The sequence below is a fragment of the Marinobacter sp. AC-23 genome (genome assembly GCF_001858325.1).
In the GTDB taxonomy this organism is placed as follows: Bacteria; Pseudomonadota; Gammaproteobacteria; order Pseudomonadales; family Oleiphilaceae; genus Marinobacter.
This window is the reverse complement of the sequence record NZ_MBPP01000009.1, coordinates 1-18,916: the sequence shown is the minus strand read 5'-3', so window position 1 is coordinate 18,916 and position 18,916 is coordinate 1. Positions and strand designations below refer to the sequence as shown.

The following is an 18,916-nucleotide window of genomic DNA, read 5'->3' as shown; positions in this document are numbered from 1 at the left end:
CAGCAATAGGGAGGTTCTATCAATGGCTGACTGCACAACCGTATTTGATCTTATTCGCCACGGAGAGCCCGAAGGTGGCCCCATGTATCGTGGCAGTAAAGACGACCCACTAAGCGAAGCCGGCTGGCAGCAGATGCGACGCGCTATTGCCAAAACCGACCATTGGGATGCCATCGTTACGTCACCCATGCTGCGCTGCGTTCGCTTTGCTCAAGAGCTGGCAGATAACTACGGGATTCCGCTACACAAGGATGAACGTTTGCGGGAGATCAACTTCGGGGAATGGGAGGGGCGCACGGCAGATGAGGTGATGGCCAGCGATGGCGACAGGCTCAGCCAGTTCTGGGCCAACCCCGTGGTCTGCACGCCGCCAGGTGGTGAGCCGGCCAAGGATTTCAACCATCGTGTGGTTGAGAGCTGGCACCATTGGCAACAAGAGCTTGCAGGCCAGAATGTACTGGTGGTTTGTCATGGCGGCGTGATCAGGATGATTGTTGCAGATGCGATGAACATAGCCCTGGAGCACTCGTTCTCCAGCCTGGCCACGCCTTACGCCTGCCGAAGCAGAATACAGGTAGACACTTCAGGCCACGGGCGGTTTCAGAGCCTTATAGCGCACGGGGTAATCAAGGCTTTAACACCATAGACAGCCCGGCGATACTCATCACCACTCTGTCGCTCACCGCTGCCAGTGATTGATTCAGCCAGCCCAGCTCATCCGCAAAGCGGCGGGTGAGCGGGTCCATTGCTACCGTAGCCAACCCAACTTCGTTGCTTACGATCACCAGCTTGCCCGGATAATGACTTACCTGTTCTAAAAACGCCTCCCGCTCCCGGGCAAAGGTTTCCTCGCCTGCGTGCAGAAGATTACTCAACCACAGGCTCATGCAGTCCACCAGAAGACACGGCGGGTTTTGACTTAGTGCATGGCGGGCAAGCACCGCAGCCAGGGCAAGAGGCTCTTCTTCAAGGCCCCACTCTGCCGGGCGCTGCTGCTGGTGGCGCTGAATACGCACCCGCATTTCGTCGTCCCCAGCTGTCGCCGTTGCCAGGTAAACCACTGAGTTGTGTGTGCCAGAAGCCAACCGCTCCGCAAGCGCGGTTTTACCCGAGCGGATGCCGCCAAGAACGAAGGTATGCATGATGTTTGGTTATTTCTCCCAGGGCCAAGCGGCTATGCTAACCGGCCAATACACTGCAACGCAAAAAGCTCCGCAAACAGGATCGCACCAATAGGGGCTTTCGACAAAGGCCGCACCGCCCAACCGGCGGTTTCTGCTATAGTTTTGCCTAAGCGTTATTTAATTCCATTCGGGAGACAGCATGCAGGCTGAACTGATCGACATCCGTAACCATCTTATTCAGCATGCCCCGTTTGATGACATGCCGGAGGAGCTGATAAATGAGCTCACCGCCAGCATTGAAATCAGCTATGTGCGCGCGGGAACCCAAATAACAGAAACCGGGCAAATCAGCACCCACCTGTACTACGTGCGCAGCGGTGCCGTGGAAATTTTCCGCCGCTCCGGCGAGCTCTATAACCGCATAGGTGAAGGCGCGATTTTCGGCCAGTTTGGCCTGCTGATGCGGGGCCAGGTAAGGTTTCCAGCCCGGGCACTGGAAGACAGCCTGCTTTACCGCGTGTCAGCCGACGTTTTCCTTAACCTGTTTGAAAACGACGAAAACTTTGCGGATTTTGTGGAGATAGAGGACCGTAGCCGTTTGCGTTCAGCCGTCTCCCGCCGGGAAAAATCCAACACGCTGATGACATCCCGCGTTAGCCGCCTGATTTCCCGGAAAACCGTCTCGGCACCCACCACCGTGCGGCTGCAAGAGGCCGCACGCATCATGACAGATAACAGCGTGTCCGCTTTGTTGCTGATGGACGGCGAAGGCGACAATGAGCGCCTTAGAGGCATCATCACCGACCGTGACCTGCGCATACGGGCTGTCACCGAAGCTCTGCCCTCCGAAACGCCTATCAAAGACATCATGACCGAAGGCCTGATAACCATTCGTGCCAGCAGCTATATTTTTGAGGCCATGCTCACCATGCTGCATAACAACGTGCACCACCTTCCTGTAATGGACGGTCATGAAGTCCGAGGCATGATCGCGCTTGCAGACATTGTGAGGTATGAAAGCCAGAGCAGCCTGTATCTGGTTAGCAATATCTACCACCAGCAGAATGTAAAAGGCCTGAAGAAGATCAGCAACGATGTCCGCGACAGCTTTGTGCGCATGGTCAATGAAGACGCCAACTCACACATGATAGGCAGTGCCATGGCCGGCATTGGCCGCAGCTTCACCCAACGCTTGCTGGAGCTGGGAGAGGAAGAGCTGGGACCGCCTCCGGTACCCTACTGCTTCATGGCCCTGGGTTCCATGGCACGGGACGAGCAACTGGTGGTGACAGACCAGGACAACGCCATGATTCTGAGCGACAACTTTGTGCCGGAAGAGCACGATGCGTATTTTCTGGCGCTGGCGAAGTTTGTGTCCGACGGCTTGGCAGAGTGCGGTTACACGTATTGTACCGGGGACATCATGGCCACAAATCCAAAATGGCGCCAGCCATTGAAGGTTTGGCGAAATTACTTTACCGACTGGATTGAAAACCCCAAGGCGGAAGCCTGCTAAACAGCAATATTTTCTTTGATCTTGATGGCATTTACGGCCGCACGGAGTTTGCCGAAGAGCTCAAGGCTCTGGTTGCAGACAAAGCCAGTAACAGCCAGCTGTTCCTCACTTTGATGGCGCGAAACGCGCTCAACCGAACGCCCCCTCTGGGTTTCTTTCGCACCTTTGTGCTTGAGGAGGACGGCAAGCATCAAAAAACCTTCAACCTGAAGCGCCGGGGTACAGCCCCGCTGTCCGACCTGCTTCGGATCCACGCGCTGGCCTGTGGCTCGCAGGCACAGAACTCCTTCGAGCGTTTGAAAAGCATCGGCAAAACCAAACTGATTATGGAGGACGACCTGAGCAACCTGAGAGATGCTCTGGAATTCATTTCTATTGTGCGTATCCGCCACCAGGCGCTGACTCTCGAGGCGGGAGGAGAACCAGATAACAACGTGCGGCCAGAAGACCTGTCACCGTTTGAGCGCAGCCATCTCAAAGATGCGTTCCAGGTTGTCAGCAACGCCCAGAAGTTTCTGAGGTTCCGTTACAACTCCCAGGCGACCCGGCATGTCTGATACCCAATCCATGCCCGACACCATTAAGCGCCTGCCGTGGCCAGAGCAATATGAGGCTCTGGCAAAGAGTGCCAAATCGCCTGTGCTAAAAGCCTTTTATGAGGCCGGCTGTGTCGACCCGGATACACCGGTATCCGAGGTTTCCATGGTGGCACTGGACTTTGAGACGACCGGCCTGGAAGCAGATGAGCACTCTATTGTAAGCATTGGGCTGGTGCCCTTTACTCTCGAGGCCATTGCGCTTGGTCAGGCAAAGCACTGGGTGGTGCGCCCAAAGCTGCCGCTGCATCAGATGTCGGTAACCTTTCACGGCATCACCCACGCAGACATCAGCGAAGCTCCAGACCTGTCAGAAATACTTGAGGAGGTTTTTGCCAGCCTGAACGGCCGCATTCCGGTGGTGCACTACAGGCATATCGAACGGCCTTTCCTGGATGTGGCGCTGCAGTATCGCCTTGATGAGGGTATCCGCTTTCCTGTTGTCGATACCATGGCCATTGAGGCGCACCTGCACCCGGATCGACAGCCTTCGTTTTTGAAACGCCTGGTGGGGGAGAAACCGGTATCTATCCGCCTCGCAGACAGCAGAAAACGCTATGGGCTGCCTCACTACGCCGCCCATAACGCTCTGATCGATGCCATTGCCACTGCGGAACTGCTGCAGGCCGAGATACTTCATCACTTCAGCCCGCAGACACCTATTGGCGATTTGTGGCTTTGAGGCTCTCCTGGTCCGCTCACGCTCTACTGCGTTGCATTCACTTGGGCAATCAAGCTGCCATAGCCAGCCTCAGCCATATCTTCCAGCGGGATGAACTTCATTGCGGCTGAGTTCATGCAGTAGCGCAGGCCTGTGGGCGCTGGACCATCGTTAAATACATGCCCAACGTGTGAGTCGGCAAAGCGGCTGCGAATTTCGGTGCGCTTCATGAAGAACCCGTTGTCTTCCTTTTCTACAACCATGTCCGAACTCAGCGGGCGGGTGAAGCTCGGCCAGCCGGTACCGGATTTGAACTTGTCGCGGGAGGAAAACAGCGGCTCACCCGACACAACGTCTACATAGATCCCCGGGCGCTTGTTATCCCAGTACGGATTGCTGAATGCACGCTCAGTGCCGTCGTTCTGTGTGATTTCATACTGAGTGCTGGTTAGGCGCTGCTTCAGCACTTCGTTGCTTGGCTTAACGAACGACTCTGGATCAAAGCCCTTCATCTCAGCTGAACTGGTGTCTTTGGCAGCCTTGTTAGCACCGTTTTCCATGTTGCTATCTGGCTTGAACTGGCTGAAGTCCAGCTCATAATCATCACCGTAGACACCCTCGATAAACTGATAACGGCCCGAGTTGAAGGTGTAAAAATTGTAGCGCACCGGATTCTTTTTGTAATAATCCTGATGGTACTTCTCGGCTGCATAAAAGGTTTTCAGCGGCGTAATCTCGATTACCACCGGCTTGTCGTATATGCCCGAGGCCTGCAGTTCTTTTTTAGCAGCCTCAGCTAAACGCTTCTCCTCAGCGTTCTGGTAGAAAATCGCCGGGCGATATTGCTTGCCGCGATCAACAAACTGGCCGTTGGCATCCGTTGGTCCATCATCCGCCACAGGCCTTGCAGCAAACCCTCGTAAGTAATTTCTTTCGGGTCGTAGTAAACCTGTACCGCTTCTGTGTGCCCGGTACTGCCAGAGGAAACTTGCTGATAGGTAGGATTGAGTTCATCCCCACCTGCGTAACCTGAAACGGCCTCCACTACGCCGGGAATCTTTTCATAGCCCGACTCCACACACCAGAAGCAGCCACCTGCAAAGGTCGCAACCTTCAGGCCTGGATCTGATGGCGCATATTCATTCGTGTTGGCCGTACTTTTCTCTGCCGTGGCAACGGCGGCATAGAAGGCACCAGTAGCCGCAATAAGCAGCGCGGCGACCATTGCGAGTGTTTTTCGGTTCATAACAACTCTCCTGAGAGTAGTGTTCAGAGGCATCTTCAGTAGCCATACTATCGCCGTGGTTTCACCAAAACGTTCCCTAAGTCTTACGAATCTATAACGCTGTGGATTCTTTTGCCTGTGAATCAACCAGTGGCAACCAGAAACGGAACGTTGCACCCGCCCCTGGACGGCTTTCTACAGAAACTCGCCCATGCTGTAATTCCGCCATTCGGCGTGCAATCGCAAGGCCCAACCCGGCGTGGCCGGCACGGCTGGCGCCAGGCGCCTGGTAAAACGGATCAAAAACATGGTCGATATCCGCTGGGGCGATGCCATCGCCGGCATCCGCCACACAGATTTCAACGCCGCCGATGCTCGCTGTCACGCTCAACTTTACTTCTGCTCCCCTCGATGAGTGATCTACAGCGTTACCTATCAAGTTATCCAGTACGCGCTCAGTCATCGCAATATCTGCAAGCGCCATCGCAGGTTGCACGGTGCTAATACTCAGTGCAACGCCCGCCTGTTCTGCCTTCGGCCTGTGTTTTTGCACCACATCGTGCAGCAGCTCCGCGGGCATGAATGGCTCTGCAAAAGGCTGCCGTTCACGAGCATCCAGTGCCGCCAACTCAAACAGTTCGTCTACAAGTTTGCTGAGGCGAAGGGTCTCTGCCAGTGCCACACTCAGAAAACGCCGGCGTTCGTCTGGATTCAGTTCCTGCTGCTTCATCCCCAGCGTTTCCAGATAGCCTTGAATGGACGCCAACGGTGTACGCAAATCGTGTGACACTTGAGCCACCAGCTGGCGGCGCTGATGATCTTTGTCTTTTAGCAGCTCCAACTGGCCGGCAATACGCTCTGCCATCTGATCGAACCGGGTTGCCAGGTAATCCACATCGTCCCCGGGAACACCGGATCCTTCTGTATCATCAGCCCTTGAGATGTCTTTTGCCTCAGCCTCAAAAGCTTCTACGCGGGCGGTCAGCCGGGACAGGCGCCGCGTTAGCAGCCGGAAAAACAAAAGGCCCGCCAGCAACCCTACAAAGAGGCTAATGGCCAAGGCACCGCCGCCCATCCGCAATAAACGATCGCTGTGTACCATGCTCTCCGCAAAATCGTATTCTTCACCCCGAAGCACAACATACAGGTAGCCCGTGGGATGTTCGGCGCTGGGCACCGGGGTGACCGAAAACACTTTGTGCCGATCATGGCTGCGCGGGTCATCGCCTTGTATCGGGTAGGCATCCGGGTTGCTCAACAATCTTTGAATTGGCGCCAGCGCCACATGTTTGCGTTTAATCTTCGCAGGGTCGGCGGAGTACGAAAGAATGAGCCCCTCCTGATCCAGCAGGTAGATCTCGATGCTGGGGTTTATGCTCATGTAAAGATCAAACAGGCGCTTAAGCTCGCTATGGTTAATCTTGCCATCGGTAACCAGGTTACGATCGGAGACCAGATGACTTGCCAGATCACGGTTGAGCGCTTGATTTACCGCCGCGTTGTACTCGCGCACGGAGTACAGACTCAGCACGGTAAACAGGCCGCCAACAATCACCAGCAATAGAAATAAGCCAAGGGCCAGGCGGGCGTAGAGGGTTTGAAACAAAGGGCGGGGCATAAATTAGTCCAAAAACCGGTAACCGACACCCCAAACCGTCTGGACATAGACGGGTTCGGCGGCGTTGGTTTCAATCTTGTTGCGCAAACGATTGATATGAGTGTTCACGGTGTGTTCATAGCCTTCATGGTTATACCCCCACACCGCATCTAGCAACTGCGCCCGGCTGAACACGCGCCCACGGTGGCAAGCGAAATGCCAGAGCAGGTCGAACTCCCGGGCCGTCAGCTCCGCTTCGCTGCCATGCACAAACACTCGGCGTCGCACAGGGTCGATTCTGAGCCTTCCACTTCCAACTCTTCAGCCTTCTCTTGATCAGTCGCACGCTCGGCAAGTGCGTCTACCCGTCGAAACAGGGCTTTTATGCGAGCCGCAAGCTCCGCCACGCTGAAAGGCTTGGTCAGATAATCGTCCGCGCCCATCTCCAAGCCAAGAACCCGATCCAGCTCGGTGCTTTTTGCGGTCAGCATGAGCACCGGAACATACCCCGGGATCGCACGGATTTCCCGGCATACAGAAAGCCCATCCAGGCCGGGCAGCATAAGGTCGAGAACAACCAGGTCGATGCCACCCTTTTGAAACCGCTCAAGGCCGCTATCCCCACGATCCATAAGAACCGGCTGCATATCCAGATCCTTAACCTGCATACTCACCAGTTCGCCGATCCCGGGGTTATCTTCAATAATCAGTACCGTGCGTGTCATGTCGCTCCGACCCTTTGGCCTGTGCTGTCAACCAGCCCATTATGCTGAGGTTTATTCGTGCAGTTTAGCGTGAAAACTTCACAAATCTGTCACGCCGAGTAACTCTCTGCCAACCCTCTACTAACTCTCAGCACAAAACAGAGGCTTGGCAGTTTGTTCATTTTGAGCCTACGCTAAAGAGGCCTCTGGATGGATGGAACCCTATACACACCACTGATAAGGAGAGCCTTATGAACCCGTTTAATCCACAGCACGGTGCATTTCACTTCCGCCAGCTGATGGTAGTGTTGGCGCTAATGTTGTCTCTGGCTTCGTTCAACGCCCAGGCAGAGGATTTGTCTGATTCAACAATACGTGCGTTTATTGCAACCATGCAGGACGCACAGGCGCTACAGGGCAAATACGAAGATACAGAAGGGTGGCCGGACCCTGCTGGCGACGGCGTGACTTCAATGCCAGATATGACCCGGATTTTTTCCGACGGTGTCGAAAAAATGGAAGGCACTCCCGCCTTTAACGAGTTCGAAAACGTGGTTGAGAAGCATGGTTTCGATAGTCTTGAAGCTTGGGCGTCTGTTGGGGATCGGGTTTTCGGCGCAATGATGGCTATCGAGATGAAAGGCCAGGACCCCGGTGCGAGACAAGAGATGGCCGAGGCCATGGCAGAAATCGAGAACAACCCTAACATGAGTGCTCAGCAAAAAGCCCAAATGCGGGCGATGATGGGAGCGGCAATGGGCATGACAAAAATGGCTGACAACGTACCTGCCGCTGACATTGAAGCCGTCAAGCCCCACTTGAAGGCTTTGGAAGCCTCAATGAATACCAGCGAAGACTAGTTTCTGCCCACAAAAAAGCCCGGAGAGCACCACTGCCTTCCGGGCTTTGTGTTTCTTGTGCTGTTACACCAGCAAGTTGTAAGCAAATACGATCACAACGGCCACTGGCGTCACATAGCGCAACAAGTTTAGCCAGAGAGCGAATGTACCTTCGCCCAGCTCCAGATCCGCTTTCAGTGATTCCTTGGCAACAAACCAGCCCACAAAGATAGCCGTCAGCAAGCCCGACAGTGGCAACAGAATGTTGGCCGTAAAGAAATCCAGCAAGTCGAAGATCGTTTTGCCTTCAAAGCGTGCAAACATATCAAGGGGCGCAACATCTGCCCACACGTTCAGCGACAAGATAGAGGCAATGCCCAGCAGCCAGCACAGCAAGCCAACGAAAATGGCACTGCCCGAACGCTCCATGTTGGTGTTTTCCTCAACCCACTCAACCACTGGCTCCAATAGGGAAATGCCCGATGTCCAAGCTGCAAACAGCAGTAATATGAAGAACAACGTGCCAAACAGGCCGCCCATGGGCATGTTTCCGAACGCCAATGGAAGGGTCTGGAATATCAGGCCAGGGCCCGCACTAGCCTCAAGGCCGTTGGCAAACACCACCGGGAAAATCGCAAGGCCGGCAAGCAACGCAACAACGGTATCCATCAGCGCTATGGTAACGGCGGTACGCCCGACAGCCACATCACGACCAAGGTATGAGCCATAAGCCATCATAATGGCCATGCCCAGGCTTAGGGTGAAAAACGCATGCCCCAGAGCAATCAGCACACCATTAATGGTTAGCGCCTTAAAATTGGGCGTAAACAGAAAGCTGACGGCCTCACCAAAGTGGCCTGTGGTCGTGGCGTAGCCAACCGCTATAAGCAGCAACACAAACAGTGCCGGCATCAAAATGGTAACAGCACGCTCAAGGCCACCCTTCAGGCCTCGAGAAACCACCAGAATAACCAACGCCATAAATAACGTATGCCAAGCAAGCAATTGCTTTGGGCTTGCCAGCAGATCGCTGAACAGGTTGCCGACGGATTCTGCGGTACCTCCGGCAAAATCCCCCATGGCAGCATGGCCAATGTAAGATGCCGCCCAGCCACCGATAACCGAGTAAAAGGAAAGAATAACAAACGCGGCAATCATGCCGATAACCGCAGAAATGCGCCACGCGGGTGAACTGAGGTTGCGTTCAGCAACCAGGCGCATACTGCCAATCGGGTTATGGCGACCACTGCGGCCTATGTGTATTTCGGCCATCATGATGGGCACACCGATAACAGCAATACACAGCAGGTAGACCAGTACGAAGGCCCCGCCTCCATTCTCACCGGTTATATAGGGAAATTTCCAAACGTTGCCAAGGCCAACAGCAGAGCCAGTTGCGGCAAGAATAAAGGCAAAACGGGAAGACCAGAGGCCGCGAGAGACTCCGGAATCGTTACCCGAGGCCGGGTTTGACTGAGACATGTTAAGTTCCTGTGCTTTCGGCTAAGGAATCGCAAATAAACAAATAATGAGAGTACCGCGGGCAGCTCCCGGGGCGATTGGGGGAGGATTCTGCCAGCACTGGCCCGGTGATGCCAGAGCCGGGCACCTAATTTTACACATCAACCTCCGCCCCGTAACTGCGGCGAATTGTCCTACCTCATGTCGCATCTGCAAGGCGAGCGCGGGGGTGGAGTCGGCCGTTCACCCAGAGCGAAATCGCAATAATAGCGCCACCTATGGCGAGCTTAAACAGATCAGCGTCGCGGTTCCAGATCAACAGGTTTACCAGCAGCCCGGCGGGCACCAGTACGTTATTCATGATAGCCAACGTGCCTGCATCCACTTTACAGGCACCACGGTTCCACAGGAACAGGCCAAACCCGGAAGCCGCCAGCCCCAGCCACGTTAAAACGCCCCATTGCAGAGCCGTTGTGGGCAAGCGCTCTGCATTGCCGAATATCATAAAAGATGGCAACGCGATAATCAGCGCACCTATAAAAAAGTAACCAAAGGTGCGGTATGCAGGAATATCCACCGGATAGCGCTGCATAACGTGTTTGTAGCCCACCTGGCCAGCCGCAAAGGTGAAATTGGCAACCTGCAGCAACAGGAAGCCGGTGATGAAATCTTCGCTCAACCCGTCATAGCGGATGATGCCGGCTCCCAAGGTTGCGATTGCGGCCGCCACAAGGGCTACAGGGGAGAAGCGTCGGAACAGCGCATCGTCTATCAGTGTTACGTAAAGCGGCGTAAATATAGTGAATAGCAGTACTTCAGGTACTGTCAGGTAACTGAAAGAGCGATACAGGCACAGGTAGGTGATGCCAAACTGCAGCATGCCGGTTACCAGAACACCTAGCCGAAGCCCCCCAGGCACCCCGCGCCAGCGGGTAAAGGGCAAAAAAATCAGCGTTGCCAGCAACACTCGGCTAAGTACCGCAAAATCACTGTCTACCTGGCCGGCGAGAAACTCACCAATTAGGCTGAAGGAAAAGGCCCAGAGTACCGTTACGAAAACCAGGAGTCCCATATTGACTGCCATCTGTATGAATTGGACGAGTACTTTAACGGGTTTTACGATGGGTTTCAGTGCCTTTCCGCGGCAATTCCCTATGACCCATAGCCTTACAATCGGGTAGGATATTTCGCCCGCAAATCAGCTACCAATGCCAGATGGCTCCAGCCCTTCGGATCAGCACCCTATGGATGAAATCGACCAGCCACTACCGGAAGCTCGCAAGCCCCTCGTCTCGCGAACACTGACCGAATGGAAAACTCTGGCGATACTTGGTGGGCCAATCCTGATTGCCCAGGTTGCACAAATGGCCAACGGCGTTATCGACACGGTAATGGCAGGCCATGCCAGCGCAGAGGATTTGGCGGGTGTAGGCATAGGCAGCAGCCTCTGGATGCCACTGTTCCTGTTTTTCATGGGCATGCTCGGCGCTCTGCAGCCAATTATTTCTGGCTACAACGGCGCCCGCACGCCGGCAAAAATAATGCCGGCTACCTGGCAGGGTTTATACATTGCCGGTGTGGGCGCAATTATCATGATATTACTGCTCACCAACGTGCACCCGGTTCTGGAAGGCTGAACCTCGAGGCCAACACCGCACGCATCACCCAAGGCTACCTGAGCGCCTTTGCCTGGGGCATTCCTGCCCTCCTGCTGATGGCCGCACTTCGTGGGCTAACGGACGGCCTGGGGCATACCCGGGTGATTATGGCGTTCTCGGTTCTGAGCACACTGATCAACCTGCCGCTCAATTACATATTCATTTACGGCAAGCTCGGGCTGCCTGCCATGGGCGGCATTGGCTGTGGCTGGGCCACCTCGCTTTCCAACGGTTTCGCTGCAGTCGCGCTACTGATCTACCTGAACCGAAGTAAGCTCTACAAGCAGTTTCACCTGATTGGCAGCTGGACAAAGCCCAACATTCTCTTGATTCGCTACATTCTGGGTGTGGGCATACCCATCGGCTTCACGATCTTTGTGGAAGCCAGCATGTTCTCGGTGATCGCACTGTTTCTTGCGCCCCTAGGGCCCGTGGTGGTGGGCGGGCATCAGATTGCCCTGAACGTGGTCTCACTGCTATTTATGTTGCCATTGAGCATTGGTATGGCGCTCACATTGAGAATCAGTTTTCTTATTGGTGCCGGGGCGCCCGATACCGCCCGCCTAATCGCCCGAAGTTCGCTGATTTTGGCCGCGGCCACGGCTCTGATGTTCGCTATTCTTTTGTTTGTTTTCTCACAGGGCATCGCTGAGCTCTACACCAGTGACACAAACGTTCAGGCGGTTACTGTGCGGCTGTTGATGTTCGCGGCCATTTTTCAGGTGGCGGATGTTCTTCAGGTTGCCTGCATCAGCGCCCTCAGAGGCTATAAGGATACGGGCGTCCCCATGCTGATCATGCTGTTCTCATTCTGGGGCGTGGGATTGCCGCTGGGCTATGTTCTGGCATTTACGGATATGCTGGCGCCGGCAATGGGAGCAGCAGGGTTCTGGGTAGGGTTAACCGGAGGGCTGGCATCGGCCAGTGTATTACTTGGATGGAGACTGTTTCGCTATCGCCCGAAAATCGATGGGCAACTAGCCAGCTAACCCGGAATCACCCACAGGCGAACTTGTATCGGTCGCATACACCGTGTCGGAATAAACGACTCGGTCGCGGCCCGCTTCCTTGGCCGCATAAAGAGCGGAGTCTGCCCGCTCTAGCCAACTCCCCACCTGTTCGCCTTGCTTGAGCAAGGCCACCCCGAACGATGCGCTGATTGCACCCCCGGGGTGTTTCACCTTTTTCCGCAAAATATGTTGGAGGTTGCCCATTACCGCCTCCAAGCCAGTACCATCAACCCCGGGCAACAGAAGCACGAACTCCTCACCACCGTAGCGGAAAAGCTGATCTGATTTACGCGTGCTTTGTTGTATCAACGTCACCAGGTCAATAAGAACCAAATCCCCAACTCCGTGACCAAACTCATCATTCACTTTCTTGAAATGATCTATATCCAGCATAACCAGTGCATAAGGTAAGCCGGTACGTTCAGCGTGGGATGCTGCCAGGTTAAGCTCCTCGTCCATGGCGCGTCGGTTTTTGACCCCGGTCAGTGGATCAATAGTCGCCAGCTGCTCAAGACGCTCACGCTGGCTGTGGGTACGCTGGGCGAACGCAAGAGCCGTGGCGCTAACCACTATGGCTGTTGCTATAAACGTCCACATTTGTATATCGGACTGAAAAACATCGCTTTGAGCCACCATGGCAGCAATGGAGGTAAGGTTAAGAAGTGTGGCGATTCGCGGGCTAACCAGGAAAAAGGTTGTGACAAGGCAAGGATAAAGCCAGAACAAACCGACCTCCCCAACCGTTGCAGCAACTGCAACAGCGCCTGCGCAAGCAAAAACGGCAAGCACCATGCCACTGCGACGCGTATCCCCGGTTATCCAGGCATAAGCCATACCGCTGCAGATCGTTAACAGGATAGACGTGTCTATTAGCCCAGCCACGACATTGCCCTGCAAAAAACGCATGGCGGCAAACGGGGTAATCCCCAGCAACGCGCTGGCACCCAATATGGTAATAATCGACAACCGAAAATCGGTTTTGAGGCGGTTCAGCATGCCTGCTATCTTCCTGCCAAGCAGTGTTTATTTCTCAAGCATAGTCCAGCGCAAAGCAGTAAGCGCCGGATCCTACGTTTTATAACAAAATGACTAGAAACTGTACTTAAAATATACATATTTTCTCTGATCCGCACTATGGAGGCCTAGCTCTGGCGAATCAATTACCCTTACTATAACCGTAACACTAATAATGGCAGGCACGCTCCAAAGGAATCAGTGGGATTTTGAATGAATTCGTACGAATCGCCCCAGGCGCACTAATCATCGGCCGCCCTTTGCCGTGGGATGTACACGATATCGACGGCAATGTGCTGTTATGCCAAGGCTATGTGATCCAAACGGACTCGCAGCTCGAACAGCTGTTTGAGCGCGGCTACTTCAAGCCACGGATTATTGAGGCGCCCCACGAGGACAGCGAGGCCTCCAGTGATGAGGCCGGCGGCAACCCGTTTGCCCACTACCCGGATTACCTTCATGCCCTTGAAAAGACGCTGGCTGCGATAGCCGCTGGCGAACCCGACGCCCGCAAACAGCTACAAGACCTGGCTCACGCTCTGGAGCAAGCCTGTATACACGCGCCCGACGCCAGCTTGGCGCTTATACATCTGTACTCGGTTGGGCCAACCATCCACGAACAAATTATTTTTTACGCCATTCTTTGCCAGCTCATCGCCCGTCAGTTTGGGCTCAATGAACAGCGCATTCCGATATTAACGGAGGCCGCTCTGAGCGCAAATCTTGCGCTGGTGCCGGTTGCCGACAAGCTTAACGCCTTTAACAAGATACTCAGCCGTGAACAGAGAAGCGTTATTCGCAAGCACCCACAAAGAAGCATCCGCGCCCTCAAAGCCGTGGGGGTTAATAACGACCTGTTATTTACCATCATTGCGCAACACCACGAACAAGCCGACGGCAGCGGTTATCCCGAAGGCTTGAGCGGTGCAGACATAAGGCCCGAGGCGGAGATCCTCGCCCTGGCCGAACGCTACGTTGCCATGATTACAAAGCGCGCCTACCGCAAGCGGATGAACGTAACTGCCGCCCGCAAGTTAATAACCAATCTGGCGGATGGCAGTTTCCGGCCTGCCATTCCCAAAGCTTTACTTAAGGTATTGGGGGAATACCCGCCAGGAACCCTGGTGCGGCTGGAAAATAATGAGGTGGGCGTGATAACAGGTAGGCCTGTGCGAGCCGCGGGCCTTTCGTGCAAGTGGTCTTCGATTCTTCGGGCAGCAACGACAGCACCTGCCAAGAGCGCGATACCAGCGCCCCAGGACTCAACATCCAGGCACTGGAAGAGCCAGACATCATGCCATCCATGAATTTCAGTCAAATCTGGGGTTTTACAGACTGATGGGCCAGCCCCATATCTGGCAAATCGCTCAGCTCAGACCCAACGCCTTGGCATGATGGCTTAGGTGATCGTCAATAAATGATGCAATAAAGAAATAGCTGTGATCATAGCCATTGCGCATGCGCAAGTTAATCGGATGGCTGTGTTGCTCGCAAGCCCCCACCAATGCCTCAGGATTGAGCTGGTTTTCAAGGAAGCCGTCCGCCGTGCCCTGATCTATCAAAAGAGGTAATCGCTCAACCGCTTCGGGGATCAGCAGTGTGGCATCCCATTCTTTCCAGCTTTCTGTATTGTCGCCAAGATAACCCTTGAACGCCTTCTCCCCCCACGGGCATGTGGTGGGGTGAGCAATGGGCGCAAACGCCGAAACGGACGCATAGCGGCCCGGATTGCGGAGTGCGCATATCAGTGCGCCATGACCACCCATCGAGTGCCCGCTGATACTGCGTTTATCTGTTAATGGCAGTTCACTTTCAACCAGCTGCGGAAGCTCCTTCAACACGTAATCGTACATGCGGTAATGGGGCGCCCAGGGCTGCTGTGTCGCATTGATGTAAAACCCGGCACCACTTCCAAAATCATAGCTGTCGCCTTCCCCTGGCAGGTTAACCCCGCGAGGCTGGTGTCCGGGCAGATAATCGCCATGCCCAGCTCTGCAGCCTTTTTCTGAGCCCCGGCCTTTTGCATAAAGTTCTGGTCGTCGCAGGTCAGGCCGGACAGCCACCAAAGTGCCGGCACTTTTTGCGCCTTGGGGCCCAACGCGGCCGGCGGCAGGTACACGGCAAATTCCATGGTGCACTCAAGCGTGGCAGATGTGTGGCGGTAGCGGCGATGCTCTCCGTCAAAACAAACGTTGGTGGATAAGAGCTCCATAGTGTCCTCTTTAGAATACGGCGTAATCAGTCGTCGGCCCTTGTGTGCTTCGAAAGCTCGAGCCCGCAACCCATGCGTGCAAGCTCAGCAAGCACAGCCGTGCGCGTTACAATGCCAATGAGCTTTTCGTGCTCCATAACAGGATACACTTTCGGCTTGCCAGAACCGAGCTGCTGGGCAAGGTCGACAATCGCCATGTTTGGGGAAATCGACAAGGGCTCACGGAACATAACATCGTCCACAATGGGATCACCCTCACAGTGATAGTTACTCACCAGCAGCGCATGGATGCAATCCTGTTCAGAAACAAAACCCAGCAAATGCCGATTTGCATCGACCACTGGCAGTCCAGAGATATGATTCTCCAGCAGCGCCTTAACCACTTCCGTCAGCGGCGTTCCGCAGCGGATGGGCGCAATATGGTTAGACATAACATTGGAAACTCTAAGCGCACACATGGTTTGCTCCTCGCATTGTGGGGTGATCCAGCCGTATCGGCCAACCCCTCCCTCTTACTGTACTTTAAACATAGACAATAGGCGCCTAATCCTCAATTTTACTCGCCTGTCAGTTTACACTCGCCAATATCTGACTAAACTCAATCAGTTATAGCCCTTGCGGGTGACATCACGATACCAAACCATGGCATACATAAGGGGATCCCCATGGAAGCCTTTGAAAACATTATTAATGCCATCAACGGGCTGGTCTGGGGACCGCCCATGTTGGTGCTTATTCTTGGTGTGGGTCTGTTTTTAAGTCTCGGCCTGAAGCTGATGCCTATATTCAAGCTAGGCGCAGGTTTCCGCCAAATGTGGAAAGGCCGCAGCGCTGCAGGCGCCGAGTCGGACGGTGACATACCGCCCTTCCAGGCCCTCATGACCGCACTCTCGGCAACTGTTGGAACAGGCAATATCGCCGGTGTAGCGACGGCGGTGTTTCTGGGTGGGCCAGGCGCGCTGTTCTGGATGTGGCTGACGGCCCTTGTGGGCATGGCCACCAAATACTCCGAAGCCGTACTTGCCGTGCGCTTCCGCGAGGTGGATGAGCGTGGCTCCTATGTCGGCGGGCCCATGTATTACATTCGCAACGGCCTTGGCAAAAAATGGGCCTGGCTGGGCGTATTATTTGCCATTTTCGCAGCCATCGCCGGGTTTGGCATCGGCAATACTGTCCAGGCCAACTCGGTTGCAGACGTAATGGAAACGACATTTGGCCTGCCGCACTGGATCACCGGTGTTATTCTGATGATTCTGGTGGGCTTGGTGTTGATTGGTGGCATTCGCAGAATCGGACAGGTGGCAAGCGCGCTCGTTCCCCTCATGGCACTGTCGTATCTGCTTGCCGGCCTGGTTGTTCTGTCTATTAATTTTGCCGAAATCCCTGCCGCATTCTCCCTGATCTTCGAACATGCCTTCAGCCCCATTGCAGCAGAAGGCGGTTTTGCCGGTGCCGCGGTTTGGGCGGCCATACGCTTCGGTGTTGCCCGAGGTGTCTTTTCGAACGAGGCGGGCCTGGGTTCTGCACCTATTGCACATGCTGCAGCGCAAACCAAAAACCCGATCAATCAGGGCATGGTTGCATGCTGGGCACCTTTATCGACACTATCATCATTTGTACAATCACCGGCCTGGTCATCATCACCTCGGGTGTCTGGACATCCGGTGAATCTGGCGCGGCACTCACATCTATGGCGTTCTCTCAGGCGCTTCCGGGCGTTGGCGGTTATGTGGTTGCCATTGCTCTGGCGGTTTTTGCCTTTACTACCTTGCTTGGGTGGTCGTTCTATGGTGAGCGCAGCGTCGAATTTCTGTTCGGGGTGAAAGCATCGTGCCTTACCGAGTAGCCTGGATCATTGCCATCCCCCTAGGTGCGACCGTAAATCTTGGCCTGATATGGCTGGTGGCAGACACACTGAACGCTATGATGGCACTACCCAACCTGATCGCCCTTCTGCTGCTCAGCCCTGTAGTGTTCAAGCTGACCAAAGAGCATTTTGAAAAGGAAAAAACAGCTGGGCTGTAATACAGGAACCATTATAGCCAATGACCGGCTATGACCATTGCCGGATGAGATGGGTCAACTGACCCTTGCAATCCCATCATCCGGCACCAATGATTCTCGTATACACTCAGTAAATGAGCCCCGGCAGGGCGTCTGTCGGGATTTCAAAGGGCGTCAAGAGAAGTCGCATCAAAGGAGAGCGAGTATGAGCTTACGTTTAGGAGATACCGCACCGGATTTCGAACAGGATTCCAGTGAAGGCAAGATTTCGTTCCACGAATGGCTAGGTAATGGCTGGGGCGTGCTGTTTTCTCACCCTGCAGACTTTACACCGGTGTGCACAACGGAACTTGGCCTGACAGCGAAACTTAAAGACGAATTTGCACAGCGCAACGTCAAGGCCATCGCACTGAGCGTTGATCCCGTTGATTCCCACCATGAGTGGATCAAAGACATCAACGAAACCCAGGGCTGCGCGGTGAACTTCCCGATTATTGCAGACCATGACGGTAAAGTTGCCGAGCTATACGACATGATTCACCCCAATGCCGACAGCACACTTACCGTGCGCTCGCTGTTTGTGATCGATCCGAACAAAAAAGTTCGTCTGATCATCACCTATCCAGCCAGCACCGGCCGTAACTTCAACGAAGTTCTTCGGGTAATTGACTCTCTGCAGCTGACTGACGACCACAAGGTCGCCACCCCAGGCAACTGGGAACGCGGCGGCGATGTAGTCATTGTGCCATCGCTTCAGGATGAAGATGAGATCAAGAAGCGGTTCCCGAAAGGCTATAAAGCGGTGAAGTCCTACCTACGGATGACACCGGATCCGACAGCTAACTGGAGTGGCGACTGATTCTCGGCGCCAGTTCCTGAACGAAAAAGGCCGAGCAGCGTAAGCTGCCCGGCCTTTTTTTGCTTTCGCTCTAATCAGAATGCCGGAACAACAGCACCTTTATACTTTTCCTTGATGAATTCACGAACGTCATCAGACTTCAGCGCATTCGCCAGCTTCTGCATAGCTTCGCTGTCTTTGTTATCAGGGCGAGCCACCAGGATGTTCACATAAGGAGACTCAGAGCCTTCGATGATCAAAGCATCTTCCGATGGGTTCAGGCCTGCTTCCAGAGCGTAGTTGGTGTTGATCAGAGCAACGTCTACCTGGCCAAGAATCCGTGGCAGTGTTGCGGCTTCCAACTCTTTGAAATCAAGATCTTTCGGGTTATCAGCAATATCACGCGGCGTTGCGGTGATCTTGCTGCCTTCCTTTAATGTGATCAGCCCGGCTTTTT

At 54.4% G+C, this 18,916-nt stretch carries 12 protein-coding genes and 6 pseudogenes; 8 read left to right on the top strand and 10 right to left on the bottom strand.

Translation table 11 applies throughout. The features are described 5' to 3' along the window. The first annotated feature begins 22 nt into the window (after nucleotides 1–22). Nucleotides 23–646, top strand: coding sequence for a histidine phosphatase family protein (locus BCA33_RS04755; RefSeq protein ID WP_071263820.1), 624 nt, complete (start codon nucleotides 23–25; stop codon nucleotides 644–646). Here the strand turns inward: BCA33_RS04755 and cobU are convergent. Further along, the gene (gene cobU / locus BCA33_RS04750) at nucleotides 627–1,142 is read right to left on the bottom strand and encodes a bifunctional adenosylcobinamide kinase/adenosylcobinamide-phosphate guanylyltransferase (protein WP_071263818.1); all 516 of its coding nucleotides are present in this window, start codon (nucleotides 1,140–1,142) and stop codon (nucleotides 627–629) included. The two genes, BCA33_RS04755 and cobU, sit on opposite strands and share 20 nt — an antisense overlap. 181 nt (nucleotides 1,143–1,323) lie before the next feature. Here cobU and BCA33_RS04745 point away from each other — a divergent pair. Both BCA33_RS04745 and BCA33_RS04740 read left to right on the top strand, forming a co-directional pair. Continuing rightward, nucleotides 1,324–3,197, top strand: a pseudogene (locus tag BCA33_RS04745) (DUF294 nucleotidyltransferase-like domain-containing protein). Further along, nucleotides 3,190–3,918, top strand: coding sequence for a 3'-5' exonuclease (locus BCA33_RS04740; protein WP_071263816.1), 729 nt, complete (start codon nucleotides 3,190–3,192; stop codon nucleotides 3,916–3,918). The pseudogene BCA33_RS04745 and the gene BCA33_RS04740 overlap by 8 nt, the downstream one beginning before the upstream one ends. Nucleotides 3,919–3,941: 23 nt before the next feature. On the opposite strand, the pseudogene msrB reads toward BCA33_RS04740, so the two are convergent. From msrB to BCA33_RS04725, 3 genes and pseudogenes are all read right to left on the bottom strand, one after another. Beyond that, nucleotides 3,942–5,143: pseudogene (msrB, locus tag BCA33_RS22680) on the bottom strand (peptide-methionine (R)-S-oxide reductase MsrB). A gap of 91 nt (nucleotides 5,144–5,234) precedes the next feature. Next, on the bottom strand, nucleotides 5,235–6,740 hold the full coding sequence (locus tag BCA33_RS04730) for a sensor histidine kinase KdpD (protein WP_071263814.1): 1,506 nt from the start codon (nucleotides 6,738–6,740) through the stop codon (nucleotides 5,235–5,237). A 3-nt stretch (nucleotides 6,741–6,743) separates the two neighbouring features. Further along, a pseudogene (locus BCA33_RS04725) lies at nucleotides 6,744–7,444 on the bottom strand (response regulator transcription factor). Nucleotides 7,445–7,674: 230 nt separating this feature from the next. On the opposite strand from BCA33_RS04725, the gene BCA33_RS04720 reads away from it, so the two are divergent. Next, on the top strand, nucleotides 7,675–8,283 hold the full coding sequence (locus BCA33_RS04720) for a hypothetical protein (protein ID WP_071263812.1): 609 nt from the start codon (nucleotides 7,675–7,677) through the stop codon (nucleotides 8,281–8,283). Between the two features lie 63 nt (nucleotides 8,284–8,346). On the opposite strand, the gene BCA33_RS04715 is transcribed toward BCA33_RS04720, so the two are convergent. Both BCA33_RS04715 and BCA33_RS04710 read right to left on the bottom strand, forming a co-directional pair. After that, on the bottom strand, nucleotides 8,347–9,744 hold the full coding sequence (locus tag BCA33_RS04715; protein WP_071263810.1) for a sodium-dependent transporter: 1,398 nt from the start codon (nucleotides 9,742–9,744) through the stop codon (nucleotides 8,347–8,349). Between the two features lie 178 nt (nucleotides 9,745–9,922). Beyond that, entirely contained in the window at nucleotides 9,923–10,795 is an 873-nt protein-coding gene (locus tag BCA33_RS04710; protein WP_071263808.1) for a carboxylate/amino acid/amine transporter, read from the bottom strand. A gap of 172 nt (nucleotides 10,796–10,967) precedes the next feature. Here BCA33_RS04710 and BCA33_RS04705 point away from each other — a divergent pair. Next, nucleotides 10,968–12,370 (top strand): annotated as a pseudogene (locus BCA33_RS04705) (MATE family efflux transporter). On the opposite strand, the gene BCA33_RS04700 reads toward BCA33_RS04705, so the two are convergent. After that, entirely contained in the window at nucleotides 12,359–13,387 is a 1,029-nt protein-coding gene (locus tag BCA33_RS04700; protein WP_071263806.1) for a GGDEF domain-containing protein, read from the bottom strand. The pseudogene BCA33_RS04705 and the gene BCA33_RS04700 sit on opposite strands and share 12 nt — an antisense overlap. A gap of 227 nt (nucleotides 13,388–13,614) precedes the next feature. Between BCA33_RS04700 and BCA33_RS04695 the strand changes: the two genes are divergently transcribed. Continuing rightward, the gene (locus BCA33_RS04695) at nucleotides 13,615–14,712 is read left to right on the top strand and encodes an HD-GYP domain-containing protein (protein ID WP_254774187.1); all 1,098 of its coding nucleotides are present in this window, start codon (nucleotides 13,615–13,617) and stop codon (nucleotides 14,710–14,712) included. Between the two features lie 60 nt (nucleotides 14,713–14,772). Here BCA33_RS04695 and fghA read toward each other — a convergent pair. Further along, nucleotides 14,773–15,617: pseudogene (gene fghA, locus BCA33_RS04690) on the bottom strand (S-formylglutathione hydrolase). Nucleotides 15,618–15,643: 26 nt separating this feature from the next. Next, a complete protein-coding gene (locus tag BCA33_RS04685; RefSeq protein ID WP_071263804.1) occupies nucleotides 15,644–16,075 on the bottom strand; it encodes a CBS domain-containing protein in 432 nt (143 codons plus the stop codon). 207 nt (nucleotides 16,076–16,282) lie between these two features. Between BCA33_RS04685 and BCA33_RS22675 the strand changes: the two are divergent. Next, a pseudogene (locus BCA33_RS22675) lies at nucleotides 16,283–17,642 on the top strand (alanine/glycine:cation symporter family protein). Between the two features lie 184 nt (nucleotides 17,643–17,826). Next, complete coding sequence (locus BCA33_RS04675; RefSeq protein WP_071263802.1) at nucleotides 17,827–18,480, top strand: peroxiredoxin; 654 nt, start codon at nucleotides 17,827–17,829, stop codon at nucleotides 18,478–18,480. 74 nt (nucleotides 18,481–18,554) lie between these two features. On the opposite strand, the gene BCA33_RS04670 is transcribed toward BCA33_RS04675, so the two are convergent. Continuing rightward, the coding region (locus BCA33_RS04670) for a MetQ/NlpA family ABC transporter substrate-binding protein (RefSeq protein WP_254774186.1) at nucleotides 18,555–18,916 on the bottom strand (362 nt) is incomplete at its 5' end.